Genomic DNA, 13,723 nt, shown 5'->3' with positions numbered 1-13,723 from the left:
GTAATTATATTGTTTACCAGCATAATAGATACCTACGTGTCCATGGGTAGGTATGAGATATTCTGGTGAATGGATGGTTCTCGTGGATGATCGTATCCTCGAGTATCTTCATAAAAATGAGACAGGTTCTCCGAGGAAAATGAAGAACGATGGACCAATAAGGTATTCTGATGCATATATCGGTAGACGATGTAAGCGTCTCGCTGAAGAGGGCTTGGTACAACACCTAGGAAATGCCGTGTATACAATCACAGAAGATGGTGAAGCATATCTTGACGGCCGTCTAGATACTGAAGACTGGCACTACAATGATGAGCAGAAGGCGGGTGGCTCTACAGAACCGAATGAAGATTCTGCCAACAACTACTCGTGAAACTGGAACCTCCTACCCGGTATCTCACAGTGGATAATGTGTTGTGGATCTCAACTGTTGGCGTTAACACCGTAGTTCAATAGAACAAACCTGATCTACTTTTCTTCGCTATCCACTGAGAACTAGTTACAACGCCGTTTGGACCGTGATCTGGAGTAGTTGTGGGAGCAATACGCTGATCGCAATTTGGCTCCACATTGTGAACGTTGCCGGATAAACGCGTGTGTCTCGCACTTCTTTCAGCCGCCGTCGCGCATCGTCCAATTTGTCTTGATCGACAACTTTTGAGTTGTTAATATCGTACGGATTCTCAATTGCTTGATGGAATTCTGTCTCAAGTTCGCGAATTCGTCGCTCCTTCTTTTTCGACATGAGCTGGTGGATTGTGTACATCGAATAGCCAATTGAGAGAAGGCCAACAAACCACGCTGTCGAAAAGAAAACTAACTCAAACAGGCCGGGCACGTAGCCGTCCACCGAAAGCAGTACTGGCCCGTAGACGAGGAGAAAGAACAAAATCAGTCCAGCCGTATAAATATAGTACGACCGCTTCAGGAGCTGGCCAACCGCAGCAAACCCACCCATGTTGCGCGGATCATAAAAGAACAGATTGCATTCGGTCTTTTTGATCCGACGTGGCAATAAGAAGTGAATCCCGTAGTAGGTGAACGCAAACTCAATGATGACCGGGAGGAATACAAACTCCCACGTAAAGAGAAAATTTATTGCTGTCACTTGGTTTGGAACTCCGACGTTGAGAATAGTATTCGCGTATAGCACCAAAACGGCGCAGAGATAGATGATAACCTTTGTTCGCCAACTAAATATCCGCTGAAATTGGTTGATGTCGGCCGTATCAACACGGTCCTGTGCTCGGAGCGCGGCAAGTGCCTCCTCGTAACCGCTCGACATATACCGGACCCCATAGACTCCCAAGAATACGGCTGCATACCCGGCAGCGGTGTTTGGGGTCTCAATCAGGATGTGGGTCCCGCCGGTAGCGTGTACGTAGACCTGGAGGACTGCCAGATCAAGTACACTGAACGCCCCAACGAATAGATACGGTGGGTAGATATCCCGCCCAGGGAGTGCTGTTGAGAGACGTGAAAAGCCACACAACGCTGCGATATATTCGATAAGATTTTTCTCATCTTTAGCTTCAAAATTCCCTGACATGGTGAGGTCGTGACGTACGTACGGCTTAGTTCTATTGTTGACTCTTATTTTGTCATGAGAACGCGGTGCCTATCGACTCACGTTCGCAGGCTCTCGCCGTCGAACGCCGCGTCGCCCTCAGCATCCATCATGTCGAGGATCGCGAGTGTCACGTCGAAGAGGTCCGCGTCGGTCAGGTCGAGGTCGGGGTCTGTCGCGTACAACAGCGAGTTCTCGAACTTGTGTATCCTGTTGCGGGGCCCCTCGGTGAAGACGGCCTCCTTGCCGGAGAAGCCGGAATTAAGATCGAACCTGTCGGCAGGAATGACAACCAGATCGGGGGCGATGTCGTCGTGGTTGCCGTCGAACACAGTCTCACCTTTCACTATCCGCTTACACATCTGTCGACCGTTGTGACCAGTCAGCGATTCAAGATCCGCAATGAGCTCTTCCCGTGTCGCCTCGTACTGGTCTTGGGGAACGACACCCTCCAGCTCACGGCCCTCCACGTTGAGGTAGAACCGACCAAGAATGAGCGAGTAGGCGCGCGTTTTGTCGTCGCTGTCGGTGAGCGACTCGTGGATCTTGCCGATGTACTCATCGAGCGTGCGGTAGAACTCGATGAATTCCTCGGCGTACTCGCCGTCGTTCGCGTAGTCACCGAATAGGAAGGGTTCACCCGGTCGGTACTCATGAAGACGGCGAAAAAGAGGTCCCAATCGTCTTGATCGAGGCAATGTGAAATTTCTTGTATCAAGTACCAAGCGTCGCGTGTACGTTCTCGATGAAGTCAGCTTTGTCATCGTCATGGCCGAGGTTCGCGTTGACGTCAATCTGGTACTCAAATCGCTCGAGTGTCTCGCGGAGTTCGTCGTCGCTCGTGGCGGAGTCAAGATCTGGCAAGAGGAACCCGGAGACCATCTGCTGGACGCGCGTCGACGGCGGGAACGTGACCGGGACGTTGAGCACGGTCGCGTCGGGGCCGGCGTCGGTGACGCGGTCCCACAGGCGAATCGCCTTCACATGGCGCCCGAGCGGGACGTACCTCTCGTAGAAGTCGCACTCGCGATCCTGAAAGCCGTACAGCCGGTGGCGCCCGGGTTCACACCGGCTGTGAGACTCGGCCAGCAGGCGCTCGACTGCGGCGAGACGATGCTCCAGCCGTCCGCCGGAGCCCGCCTCCGCGATGTCAATACGATTCTCGAAGACCTCTGGGTGGTCCTCGACGAGCTCGAGCAGGACATCATCAATGCCGAGGAAGACAACACGGTCGTCGCCATCGCCACGCAGCTGGTCAAACAGAGCTATATACACCGCACGTAGGTGATCTAACAGACTCCTTACGGTCTTGCCCGCTAGAGGACGCTACCGAGTGAACGCACCCCGGGGTCAAGCCCCGGGGCTTCCTGCTTCAACGACGCGCTTTGCATCCACGGCCTCTCGGTGAGGCGTGAACGTAGGGAGCGCAGTCTGCACAGGCGTTGATTCGGACTGTCCCAGCCCTAACTGCCGCAATCCACGAGTGAGAATATTCTTCGCCGCGTTCAAATCACGATCTTCCTTGTGTCCGCACGCAGGGCACGAATGCTCCCGCACCCAGATCGGCTTGGCCGTCTCGACGCCACAAACCGAACACTCTTTTGTCGTCCCGCGAGGTTCAACCGTTTCAACGTGTGTGCCGTGTAATTCACCTTTGTACTCTAACAGTTCGATGAACCGCGACCACGCCGCATCCTGTTTGCTTTTCGCATTTTGACTGGTTTCCAGCATCGGTTTCACGTCCAAATCCTCCACGGCCACCACATCGTACTTTTTCACGAGCCACGTTGTCAGCTTGTGCTGGAAATCTTCGACCTTCCGCTTGATTTTGCGTTTGGCTCGCGCCACCTGTTGGCGTTGGTTCTCCCAATTGTTAGAGCCATGTTCTTTCCGAGCGAGTTTCCGCTGCTCGCGTGCGTACCGGTCGTACTCGTCCGACAGGTCAAGCGTAGCCACGGACAGATTTTTCGAGGTGTGGATGTAGTTGGTGATGCCGAGGTCAGCACCCACACAGTCTTCGGGTTTAATCTCACTCAGTGACGGTTTCTCTGGCGTGTCTTCCACGGTGGTGACGAGCGAGACGTACCACTCACCCGTTGATTCTTTTTTGAGGATGACCTCGTCAATCTCATCTTTGGATGGCACGTTGCGGTCTGCTCGGATGTTGAACCAGCCGATCTTTTCGAGTCGGAGTCGCACGAATCGGTCGTCGCCCGTGTTGTGATCCACGTTCCAGCGACGGGGTTGATTGTACGACACTGAGCGAAATTCGCCTTTGCCTTGCCACTGTAGCCTTCCGACGCTGTAGCCGTTTTCTCGACGTTCTTACAGTGTTTCCAGATCGCTGTGGATCTGAGTGATGGCTTGTTGTGCGGCGTGTCTGGAGGGTTCCGCGAAGGTCGGCCAGCGGTCTACCCAAGCGGTGAGTTTGTTGTGTTGGTCGTAGTCTGATGGTCGGTCGTTGTAGTCGGAGTTATAGTAGTCTCGGACAGCGTGGTTGCGGATTTGGCGGAGGATGTCGATGTGGTGCCACGCTTCGCTCTCCACGTCGTCAGGCAGGTACGCGCGAAAACGAAGCGTGTGTTTCACCGTTGGTTAGTCGAGTTTTTCGACGATGAGTTTCAGTTGGTCGCCTTCTTCCAGATCAAGACCGTCTCGGACTTCTTCTGGGATCGTGACGACACCCCGTTGTCGTAGTTTTGGATAACATTCCATCTGTCCCATGCTGAATTATACTGTCTTAAGCATAATAATGCTGTCGGCTTCAACCCCGGGGTCAAGCCCCGGGGCAGTCGCCTCGACCGCCTGTACACCATACAGTTGTGGCAGATGTCGTGCTGGCAGTTCCGCATGCGAAATTAAGGGGTCACCGAAGTCGGATGTCGCAAGACGATGGACAACATGATGACCGGAATCGGCAGACTGTGTCGGCACCACAGTCGCGGTACAGATCTCTAGTGCGAATCTGTTGATGTGTTTCTCGTGGAGATTCCATTCCACAGGGGACTCGGGAGGAAGTCTACGAGTTCAATCGTGAGTCGCCAATGGTGTTGCTAGCTTACCGCGACGAGCGCGACGACGACACTGCTCTCTGACCAAAACAGCGGTACGTTGGTACCAGAACCGATTATACACGCCAACTAGATCAACTGCGTTAGTCTTGCGACAGCGATTGGTCGGTGGGCTGGCCGGTCGCCGGTCGGTTCGAGACCGCTTGGACGGCCGCGGCCTGCGGCTCGTTCAGGACGCGACGCGCGCGCTCAGGGAGCATCCACGCCGAGTCGACGTGTTCGTCGCTGATATCGATGGTTCGCTGGGAGGTGTAGCACTTGTAGTGGACGGCAAAACGCCCCTCTTCGTTGTCGTTGACCCACGCGTTCGTCGCTACGGGCGTGTGAATCTCGACGGAGATCCCCGTCTCTTCGGTTATCTCTCGGCAAAGGCCACGACGGACCGGCTCTCTGGGGGCGAGCCGTCCCCCAGGCAGCTCCCACTCTCTGTCAGTCGCGCGCTGGAGGATAAGGTTCCGCCCACGGGGGTCGATGATGACGCCGCGAACACTCACCGTCGCGTGGAGTAGTTCGTCTGTCATTACAGTAAATGAAACTCAAGTAATAATAAATTTGTGGGCCGGCGCGTGCTCAGATCCGAGCGACGTCTCAGCGACGAAATCTGAGATCCTCGTTGCCTGAGTTGGTACTGAAATATCCTTTTAATAACAGCTAAATGTCAACTTACATGCCCAACGACTTCCCGGCGAGCGTCGATGTCAATTACGCCGACGGCGAGGGCGAGACCCCGTCCGACTATCCCTCGATTCAGCACAAACCCGAGAAGGCGATCGAAGTCACCCGGCAGGGACTCGAGCAGTACGACAACCCGGCTGTGATGTGGACGGGCGGGAAAGACTCTACGCTGACGCTGTACGTCATCAACCAGGTCGCCGAAAAGTATGGCTACGAGAAGCCGACTGCGGTGTTCATCGACCACTTCCAGCACTTCGACGACATCACTGACTTCGTCGAGCACTGGGCTGACGAGTGGGATATCGAACTCGTGTACGCCCGCAACGAGGACGTGGGCGCGTACGTCGACGAGCACGGGCTCGAACCCGGCGACGACATTCCGGTCGACGAGCTGAACGAGCAGAACCAGCACCACATCCGTGACATCCTCGAGTTCGAGGAGGACACCTTCCCGTTCCTGCTCGACACCTACGTCGGGAACCACCTGCTGAAGACCGTCGCGCTCAACAACGCCCTCGAAGAACACGATATCGACGGCGTGATTTCGGGAGTTCGCTGGGACGAACAGGAGGCGCGTGCGGACGAGACGTTCTTCTCGCCGCGTCACGATCCCGATCTCTTCCCGCCGCACGACCGCATCCAGCCCATCCTGCAGTTCGCCGAGGCCGACGTGTGGGACGCCTTCTGGAACTACGTCGTCCCCGACACCGTTGAGGCGTTCCCCGACGAGGGGTACGTCCCGCAGGCCGACGACGACCTCCCCGAGGGCGTCACGCAGGCGGACGTCCCCATCTCACCGAAGTACTTCGCCGGGTTCCGCTCGCTCGGCAGCGAGGTTAGCACGGAGAAGACAACCGGGGAGCCCGCGTGGCTGTAGACCCTCGAGGACACGACCGAGCGCGCCGGCCGCGCCCAGAACAAGGAGGACCTGATGGAGCGGCTGCGCGACATCGGCTACATGTAACGCCGATCAGAGCGACATACGCCTCGCCACGGCTCAAAATGGCCTGTTTGTCCGGTTGCTACACAACTTCGGGGTATTTCCTCGCCAGTGTTCGCTCCACGATCATCCGCTGAATTGATTCCGCTTAGCTAGCGCCTTGCGAGCGAATCTGAGATACCACCACCGCTCAAAGGTGGAGTCGGATCCGAGCAGCCACGGTGGCTAACACGAGTAGCAGCGCGCCGATACCGCCCACGATGACCGTGTGCCCTGTCAAGCCATCTCGGTGGGGTGGCAGCCAGTGTGCCCTTATCAATGGCCAACACGAGACACCGAGGACGACGAAGCCACGCGTCGCCGTCGGCGTGGGAGTCAGGCCGTGGCCCACGGCGCGACACCGAGCTGGCCGCCCACCGCGAGGCCTCCGGTGCCTGCAAGCGCCGCCACCGTGTACGAATCTGTGGGGTCGACGACATCGAGCGTCCGATGAAACCAGAAGACGTTCATCTAGTCCGACGCGTGGAGGGTGTTAAGCTCAGTGGCGTACAGCGGGGCGACTCAGTGGACGTCCGGCAGCATGCGTCCGTCCCCGTCGAGGAGCACGAGGGCGCGTGCGTACAGCGTTGGCGGTCGGAGGTAAAGCGCGACGAGAGCCGTATACGTTCCGCCGAAGTCGAAGTGAGTAATCGACAGAGACACAGGCAGCGTCACGCTCTACTGTGAAAACGTTGTGCTCAGATATGTGGAGAGTATTTTCTATGAAGATTCCCTGCAGGGATCGTCACCGCGCATACAGGTCCACGTACGCCATACGGCGGCGGGTTACTTATAAAGAACCCACCGAATTTCGTGTTGATATCGTGACGCAGTACGATACGCCCGATCCCGTCTGGTGATTCGCTAGATACACAAACTTCCGTGGAGTGATAAATCTGGAGGTTATTCTCAAAATCTGATAGTATGTCTGTAGAGCTACTCTAACGGCCTCTTTGCGGTACTTAACACTGGTATATAATAGTGTCGCAAAATTCAGCAGATTTACACCTACCTCTCCAAAATCACAGCTCGAGAAGCATTTTTGCCTACTTAAAAGAAATCGCACCTCTGTCATCATTTTGAACTATTTTCACCAAGTCCCATCAATGGCGCGTCGATAGGCTGTTTCTGCTTGCTCGGCAATCGCGTCCCAGTCGTACTGCCGGGCGTGGGCGACGGGCGATGTCGGTGGGCGGGCACCACCTAGTGCGGCGTCAAGCCGCTCGGTGAGCGCGTCGACTGTGGGCTCAACGAGAAAGCCGGCGTCGGCGATCACTTCGTCGGCGGCCGACTCCGGGTGATCGGCCGCGATAACGGTACAGTCCGCGGCCATCGCCTCCAAGAAGGTGATCCCGAACCCCCCGCGGGTACTCGGCGACGCGAACACGTCGGCGGCCCGCCTGTGGCCGAGCACGTCCTCGTAGTCGTCGCGAAAGCCCAGCATCTCGACGCGGTCAGCGTGGGTTAGCGCGTCCGCCTGTGCGGCCAGCGCGTCGCGTTCGGGGCCGTCGCCGATGACTCCGAGCGTGGCGTCGTGGTCGGCGGCGACTGCGTCGAACGCCTCCAAGAGCACGTCGACGTTCTTGTGCTCGATCAGCCGGCCCGCGAAGAGCACGTCGTAGCCCCCATCGCCGTCGTCGCCGGGGAGCGGCGCGGTGCGAACCTGCTCGACGTCGATCCCGTTCGGCACGATCTCGATATCCTCGTGGCCGGGGCCGATGGCGGCGAGGCGGTCGGCCGTGATCCCCGAGATCGCGGTGGGGTATTGCGGGGTGTGCGCGGTGACGCGCTCGGTGACCTTCCCGAACGGTGCGAGGTGACCGAGGTACTCCTCCCAGTAGTCGCCCCACACTTCGTGCCACGTGGTGATGAGGGGCGTGTCCGTGCCGAGGCTCGCGAGCTTTGTCGACAGCACCGGAAAGTACGGAAAGACGCTGGCGACCACCACGTCGTGCTCGTCGTTGGTGAGGCGGCGGCGCAGCGGGGGGAGCGCCCGGGCCGCGAAGTCGATGGCTTCGGTTATGGAGCGCCTATCCTCATTATAGAGGTCTGCTTCGGGCGCGACCGCGCGGAGTGTCATGCCCTCGTGGGCGATCTCCTTCGGCCCATCCCAGAAATGCCGGCCATACACCGTGACCTCGTGGCCCCAATCGGCGAGCCGTGTACCGATCTCATGGATGCGCTTTTCAGCACCTCCATGTACGAACGGGTAGACGACATTGCTAATAAAACAGATATTCATCGGCGGTTACTAGTAGATTAATGACATCCTACTTGAACACTCCGCTTCGTGTGACGTGTTGAGGGCCGTTAGTCTCCGCCTTCGTTTTTATTTTATTTATATGGACGCCGCTCGCTTGGATGTGGGTGACAATCTCCGGCAGAGGGGATGCGACGAGAGTGACTCCAAACGGTCATACGCGGTGTTATTTGTTGAGTGGTGTGTACGCGCGGTGTTAAGTTAAGGAAGAGGCGGTCGGTGTTTCGAATGCCTATGTCCGAAAGCGACCGCCTCAGCGACTGTACCGGATGGATTGACTTGGAGTTTGTGGAGCGAGAGCGGACACCCCGCGAGATCATTGAAAAGGGTATTCGCCACCATCTCGCTGGATTATCACTCTCGAATACAGTTATTCTTCTTGAGGAATTGGGAGTCCAACGAAGTCGTGTTGCTGTTCACAATTGGGTGCAGAAAGCCGATCTACAGCCAGCTGACGGTGAGAGCCCGGATCGCGTTGCCGTCGATCAGAAAGCGATCCGGATCAACGACGAGCAGTACTGGCTGTACGCTGCTGTCGATCCTGAAACGAACAGAATCCTTCATTCACGGCTGTTTCCGACGTATACGATCTCGATTGCACGAGAATTTCTCACTGAATTAGCTGAGAAACACGACGTCGAAGACGCGCTGTTTCTCGTCGATGACGCAGACGATCTGATCGGTGGTCTCCGCCGCGAAAACTACAGCTACCGCGTCGAACAACACGGCTTCAGAAATTCTGTCGAACGTGTCTTTCGAGAAGTAGAACGACGGACCTCTTCGTTTTCAAACTGTTTTAGTCACGTCGATCCACCGACCGCGGAAACGTGGTTACAAGCCCACGCCGTCTGGTGGAATCATGCTTAAGTTAACACGACGTGTGTACGTGTCCGGGCACTCATTGGCCGGGAACTCTAGGCGGCACACGGACGGGTTCTGATGTAGACGTACTGTCGAACCGTGCTCTTCTGGAGTCGGCCATTCCGCGTCGTTACCAGCTGATCTCTACCGCGTTCGTCGGTGAGGGCGTTTCGATTTTCTTTGATGTAGCCATCGATGGCCCGAGCGGCGTCCTCAGAAATACTGATCTCGCGTTCGGCGTCGTAGCCGTTCTTCAGTCTCGTGTCCGTCTCCTTTCGGTTGACGGCCGTGAGGTACCGCGCTCCGGCATCGTAGTCATCGAGGAAGCCGAGGAGCTCTGCGTGGTCGGCGTGGGTGAGGGATTCGTGTTTGGCTTCCAGACGCTCGCGTTCCGGGCCGTCGCCGATGATGCCCAGGGTGGCGTCGTGGTCGGCGGCGACGGCGTCGAAGGCCTCGAGGAGGATGTCGACGTTCTTGTGCTCGATTAGGCGCCCGGCGAAAACGACGTCGTATCTCTGTTCCGGGATGGGTGCGTTGCGAATCTGCTCGGTGTTGATGCCGTTGGGGATGGTCCGGATGCGGTCGCGTGGGGGGCCGATGGCTGCAAGGCGGTCGGCGGTGATGCCCGAGACAGCGATGGGGTGCTGTGGGGTTCTGGCGGTGAGGTGTTCGGTGAGCTTGCCGAACGGGGCGGGGTGGCCGAGGTAGTCGTCCCAGTACTCACCCCAAACCTCGTGCCAGGTGGTGACCAGTGGGGTGTCGGTGCCGACGGTGTCGAGTTTGGCGGCAAGAACGAGGAAGTACGGGAAGACGGAGGCGACAACGAGATCATGTTCCTCGTTTCGGAGGTGTTTGTTCAGGAGGTGGATGACGCGGGCGGCGAAGTCCATGGCTTCGGTGATGGAGCGGCGGTCGTCATTGTAGAGATCTGTTTCAGGGGCGACGGCGCGGAGAATCATCCCGTCGTGGGTGGTTTGGGCGGATCCGTCCCAGAAGTGCCGGCCGTAGATGGTTACAGAGTGGCCTTTGTTGGCGAGGCGGGTGTCGATCTCGTGGATGCGTTTCTCGGCGCCTCCGGTAATGAAGGGGGTAGACGACGTTGGAGATGAAGGCGACACGCATTGTGGTTGAGAGTATCGACGTGTTGGGAATACTGTTACGGACCAATGCTGTCGAGTGACGGCGTCGGTCACCCCCAAGTACGTATACCCGCCTTGCGAAGCACTCCTTGATTAGCCTCGCGCTGACACACTTCGCGTTTGGCGCGTTGTGTACGACCCCCCTCCTGGCCTACCTCCCCGTCCGGACTCGGTACATCATGGCGATTTCGGTTGACAGCGGTGTCTGGGCCATGATGCCGGATTTCTGGCGATTGAGTCCTATCTACGAGCACGCGTTTCGAGACCTAGGACACTCGGTGTTCGGGAACGTGTTCTGGTTCTACCTGTTGTTCGACGCAGCGGATACGAGTAACTCCTATCAGCTTGCGGCGGTGATGGTTGGCGTCTACTTCTTCGTCGGCATGATACACGCCGAATGACATCATGACGAACCGATCTTCCTAGTTGACGTGGGGTGGTTCCGAGAGTGGTAGCGTTGACAGAGTGATCTGACAACCAATAGGTCGGAACGCAAAGTTATTATCCGCGTAGTGGTGTCTCTCTATCACGATGAGTTCGGACTGGGAGAACGTGATCTTGCTCTCGGCGGATGCGCTACGGGCAGACCACCTCTCCTGCTACGGATACGAACGGGAGACGTCGCCAGTGCTTGATGAACTAGCCGAAGAGAGCATTCGGTTCACAAACGCGTATAGTGCGAGCTCCCATACACGCGAGGCAGTGCCAGCGTTGTTGACCGGTGAGTACCCTGACGTCGCCGTTGACTCGGAGTACCACCTTGCGTCGGAGACAGTGGCGTCGACACTCTCCGAAAAAGGCTATGCGACGGCGGGATTTCACTCGAACCCATTCGTCTCGCGTGCTTACGGCTTCGATGAGGGGTTCGACCAATTCGACGACGACCTACATCTCGGCCAACACAAGCTGATTGCGCTCGCTCAACGGGCGCTCGACAAACTGCGGAATCGGCACTACGCACGCGCCGAAGAGATCAACGAACGGTCGTTGGAGTGGGTGGACTCGCTGGATGACGATCAGCCATTCTTCCTCTGGAACCACTATATGGACACCCACGGACCGTACGAGCCACCGGGTGAATACGGAAGACTGTACGCTGATGAGGGGCTCAGTGGCAGAGATGCGCAGTCACTGTATCAGCGAGCTATCGATCATCCTGATTCGATCTCCGGGGAGGAGCGGCAACTGTTGGTTGACCTGTACGACGGCGAAATACGGTACAATGATATGCGGATTGGTGAGTTCTTGGACGGTCTTCAGGATCGTGGTTTGCTGGAAAATACCTTACTCATAGTTACGGCAGATCATGGTGATGCTTTTGGAGAGAACGGGTATTACGAGCACCCTCGTTATTTACATGACGAAATTACGCACGTACCATTGATTGTTCGTTCACCTGATTTGGAGGTAGCTGAAGTCTCACAGACTGTGAGTACCCTTGATATAGTATCGACTATTGAGAATGAACTATTCGGTTGTAGCGAGATGTCGTTATTACAGGATATTCCTTCTGGACAAACTATTTTCTCTCAGTCAAGAGGTGAAAATGGTGACAGTCATATTCGACGGTACGCTGGAAGGAGATCTGGCAGTGTATGTCTCTGCGAAGAGAATATTCACACGAGTGAAGTTTCTTTCTCTGATTGTGAATCTAATGAGTTAGAAAATCGAGTAAGATCATTCATACATGAGCGAAACCGTGTTCATCAGTCAGACACTGGTGATTCAACAACACAGATGAATAGTGAAGTTGAAAATAGACTTGATGCTCTTGGATACAAATAATAATGGGAAAATGCATAATGCTTTATGGATATTATGGTATGGGAAATGTCGGTGATGAGGCGATACTATCTACTCTGATTGATCGGATTCGTGAGTCAGAAGATGATACACGTATCGTTGTTGCAAGCCTTGATCCTCAGCATACCCGTGATAATCATCCTGTTGACTCAGTCGTCCCTCGACCCTCAGTTGGTAGCTTATCCTTCAATTGGGTGAGGGAAATGTCAAAAGCAGATGAAATATGGATTGGTGGTGGGGGGTTGTTCAGCAATGTCGATTTATCTTTACACGCGGTTGTCATCTGGATATCTAACGCATTTGGGGCAAATATTCGTGTTGTTTGTGCTGGTGCTGCTGAAGTAAGCGACGCGTATTCGCAATCTATGATTCTAAAGAACATGTTGAATCTATCTGACAGTGTGTCAATCAGAGATCCGCTTTCTATCCAAAATATCAGGGATGCCGGCTATACTGGACCACTTCAGCAAATCCCTGATCCTGTCTTTTCGTCGGTTATCGAGTCCGATTGTAGTTCAGAGAGCAATTCAAAAATCATTGTTTCTGTCCGTAAGCCTAACAATCGGATACTTGACTTAAATAGACTTGCCGATTCGTTAGATGAATTATCTGAGAGTCATGATGGCGAGGTACTCTTCCTCCCGTTTGATACGACCACGAAACCATCTGATAAAGAAATATCTCGAGAGGTGGCTAAAAAGATGACCACCGATTCTACAATATATCGGGGTGAAGTGACTCATAAGGTGGCTTCTTCATTCATTCAATCTGCAGATCTTGTAGTCGGTATGAGACTACATAGTGTGATATTAGCAGCGTCTCACTGTACCCCCGTGGTTGGAATAGCATATGAAAACAAATGTTCGATTCATCTTCAGATGCTTGGTGTAGAAAGTGTTATTTGGTGCGACAACATCTCTCCTTCCTCAATAGTGTCCCAATCTTCTGGGACTGGATCATTGTCCCCTGACCGCATTTCTGAGATTAAGGCCGCATCAAGCATGTTCCCGTCGTACGTTTATGAGAAGTCTAAAAATAGGTCTTTAGTAGCATCGTTATCACTACTGATTTGGGTATCTTATGCAATGATAATTCGGATATTCTACACTGATGAATAAATTAATTTCCAAAATCCCGTTCGATAAAGATATAATATCTGGCGGATTTTGGTCGGCCGCACTCAATGCAACAGATCGAATTGTGTGGCTTATTCGAACTGTTGTATTAGCTCGGCTTCTTGCACCTGACGCATTTGGTACAATGGGATTATGCTTGATTTGTTTGGACTCAATGAGAAAAATTGTTTATTTTGGGTTGGATGAAGCATTGATCGGAAATAAAGATGATAACATAGATAAGTATTTAGAT

11 protein-coding genes and 4 pseudogenes are annotated in these 13,723 nt (G+C 54.8%); 7 read left to right on the top strand and 8 right to left on the bottom strand.

Annotated elements, in window-relative coordinates:
• Positions 1 to 52: 52 nt before the first annotated feature.
• Positions 53 to 373, top strand: coding sequence for a winged helix-turn-helix domain-containing protein (locus B9H04_RS15840; protein ID WP_080508703.1), 321 nt, complete (start codon positions 53 to 55; stop codon positions 371 to 373).
• Positions 374 to 499: 126 nt separating this feature from the next.
• Here B9H04_RS15840 and B9H04_RS15835 read toward each other — a convergent pair whose 3' ends face one another.
• From B9H04_RS15835 to B9H04_RS15815, 5 genes and pseudogenes are all read right to left on the bottom strand, one after another.
• The gene (locus B9H04_RS15835; protein ID WP_139835131.1) at positions 500 to 1,549 is read right to left on the bottom strand and encodes a hypothetical protein; all 1,050 of its coding nucleotides are present in this window, start codon (positions 1,547 to 1,549) and stop codon (positions 500 to 502) included.
• A 77-nt stretch (positions 1,550 to 1,626) separates the two neighbouring features.
• Positions 1,627 to 2,836: pseudogene (locus B9H04_RS15830) on the bottom strand (alkaline phosphatase family protein).
• An 81-nt stretch (positions 2,837 to 2,917) separates the two neighbouring features.
• Positions 2,918 to 4,156, bottom strand: a pseudogene (locus B9H04_RS15825) (RNA-guided endonuclease InsQ/TnpB family protein).
• A gap of 6 nt (positions 4,157 to 4,162) precedes the next feature.
• Entirely contained in the window at positions 4,163 to 4,291 is a 129-nt protein-coding gene (locus B9H04_RS15820; RefSeq protein ID WP_080508704.1) for an AbrB/MazE/SpoVT family DNA-binding domain-containing protein, read from the bottom strand.
• A 430-nt stretch (positions 4,292 to 4,721) separates the two neighbouring features.
• Positions 4,722 to 5,159, bottom strand: coding sequence for an NUDIX domain-containing protein (locus B9H04_RS15815; protein ID WP_049933268.1), 438 nt, complete (start codon positions 5,157 to 5,159; stop codon positions 4,722 to 4,724).
• 146 nt (positions 5,160 to 5,305) lie between these two features.
• On the opposite strand from B9H04_RS15815, the pseudogene B9H04_RS15810 reads away from it, so the two are divergent.
• A pseudogene (locus B9H04_RS15810) lies at positions 5,306 to 6,277 on the top strand (phosphoadenosine phosphosulfate reductase family protein).
• Positions 6,278 to 6,628: 351 nt separating this feature from the next.
• Here B9H04_RS15810 and B9H04_RS19480 read toward each other — a convergent pair.
• Together B9H04_RS19480 and B9H04_RS15805 are read right to left on the bottom strand one after the other, a co-directional pair.
• A complete protein-coding gene (locus B9H04_RS19480) occupies positions 6,629 to 6,763 on the bottom strand; it encodes a hypothetical protein (RefSeq protein ID WP_276325176.1) in 135 nt (44 codons plus the stop codon).
• A 619-nt stretch (positions 6,764 to 7,382) separates the two neighbouring features.
• Positions 7,383 to 8,534, bottom strand: a complete 1,152-nt coding sequence (locus B9H04_RS15805) for a glycosyltransferase family 4 protein (protein ID WP_085682855.1) — start codon at positions 8,532 to 8,534, stop codon at positions 7,383 to 7,385.
• 252 nt (positions 8,535 to 8,786) lie between these two features.
• Here B9H04_RS15805 and B9H04_RS15800 point away from each other — a divergent pair, with 252 nt between their 5' ends.
• On the top strand, positions 8,787 to 9,419 hold the full coding sequence (locus tag B9H04_RS15800; RefSeq protein ID WP_085682856.1) for an IS6 family transposase: 633 nt from the start codon (positions 8,787 to 8,789) through the stop codon (positions 9,417 to 9,419).
• A gap of 302 nt (positions 9,420 to 9,721) precedes the next feature.
• Here B9H04_RS15800 and B9H04_RS15795 read toward each other — a convergent pair.
• A pseudogene (locus B9H04_RS15795) lies at positions 9,722 to 10,535 on the bottom strand (glycosyltransferase family 4 protein); the annotation flags it as partial.
• 196 nt (positions 10,536 to 10,731) lie between these two features.
• On the opposite strand from B9H04_RS15795, the gene B9H04_RS15790 reads away from it, so the two are divergent.
• From B9H04_RS15790 to B9H04_RS18335, 4 genes are all read left to right on the top strand, one after another.
• Entirely contained in the window at positions 10,732 to 10,953 is a 222-nt protein-coding gene (locus B9H04_RS15790) for a hypothetical protein (RefSeq protein WP_139835130.1), read from the top strand.
• Between the two features lie 130 nt (positions 10,954 to 11,083).
• A complete protein-coding gene (locus tag B9H04_RS15785; RefSeq protein ID WP_049933159.1) occupies positions 11,084 to 12,337 on the top strand; it encodes a sulfatase in 1,254 nt (417 codons plus the stop codon).
• 2 nt (positions 12,338 to 12,339) lie between these two features.
• A complete protein-coding gene (locus tag B9H04_RS15780; protein ID WP_080508669.1) occupies positions 12,340 to 13,473 on the top strand; it encodes a polysaccharide pyruvyl transferase family protein in 1,134 nt (377 codons plus the stop codon).
• The coding region (locus B9H04_RS18335) for an oligosaccharide flippase family protein (RefSeq protein WP_169714317.1) at positions 13,466 to 13,723 on the top strand (258 nt) is incomplete at its 3' end. The genes B9H04_RS15780 and B9H04_RS18335, both read left to right, overlap by 8 nt.

Source organism: Halorubrum ezzemoulense DSM 17463 (assembly GCF_002114285.1).
GTDB lineage: Archaea > Halobacteriota > Halobacteria > Halobacteriales > Haloferacaceae > Halorubrum > Halorubrum ezzemoulense.
The sequence above is the reverse complement of the archived record's forward strand: the minus strand, read 5'-3'. Positions and strand labels throughout refer to the sequence as shown.

Excerpts from the sequence above, each read along its gene's own strand:
- B9H04_RS15805 (WP_085682855.1), bottom strand. The coding sequence starts at position 8,534 with ATGAATATCTGTTTTATTAGCAATGTCGTCTACCCGTTCGTACATGGA.
- B9H04_RS15790 (WP_139835130.1), top strand. The coding sequence starts at position 10,732 with ATGGCGATTTCGGTTGACAGCGGTGTCTGGGCCATGATGCCGGATTTC.
- B9H04_RS15815 (WP_049933268.1), bottom strand. The coding sequence starts at position 5,159 with ATGACAGACGAACTACTCCACGCGACGGTGAGTGTTCGCGGCGTCATC.
- B9H04_RS15800 (WP_085682856.1), top strand. The coding sequence starts at position 8,787 with ATGTCCGAAAGCGACCGCCTCAGCGACTGTACCGGATGGATTGACTTG.
- B9H04_RS15785 (WP_049933159.1), top strand. The coding sequence starts at position 11,084 with ATGAGTTCGGACTGGGAGAACGTGATCTTGCTCTCGGCGGATGCGCTA.
- B9H04_RS19480 (WP_276325176.1), bottom strand. The coding sequence starts at position 6,763 with ATGAACGTCTTCTGGTTTCATCGGACGCTCGATGTCGTCGACCCCACA.
- B9H04_RS15820 (WP_080508704.1), bottom strand. The coding sequence starts at position 4,291 with ATGGGACAGATGGAATGTTATCCAAAACTACGACAACGGGGTGTCGTC.
- B9H04_RS15840 (WP_080508703.1), top strand. The coding sequence starts at position 53 with ATGAGATATTCTGGTGAATGGATGGTTCTCGTGGATGATCGTATCCTC.
- B9H04_RS15780 (WP_080508669.1), top strand. The coding sequence starts at position 12,340 with ATGGGAAAATGCATAATGCTTTATGGATATTATGGTATGGGAAATGTC.
- B9H04_RS15835 (WP_139835131.1), bottom strand. The coding sequence starts at position 1,549 with ATGTCAGGGAATTTTGAAGCTAAAGATGAGAAAAATCTTATCGAATAT.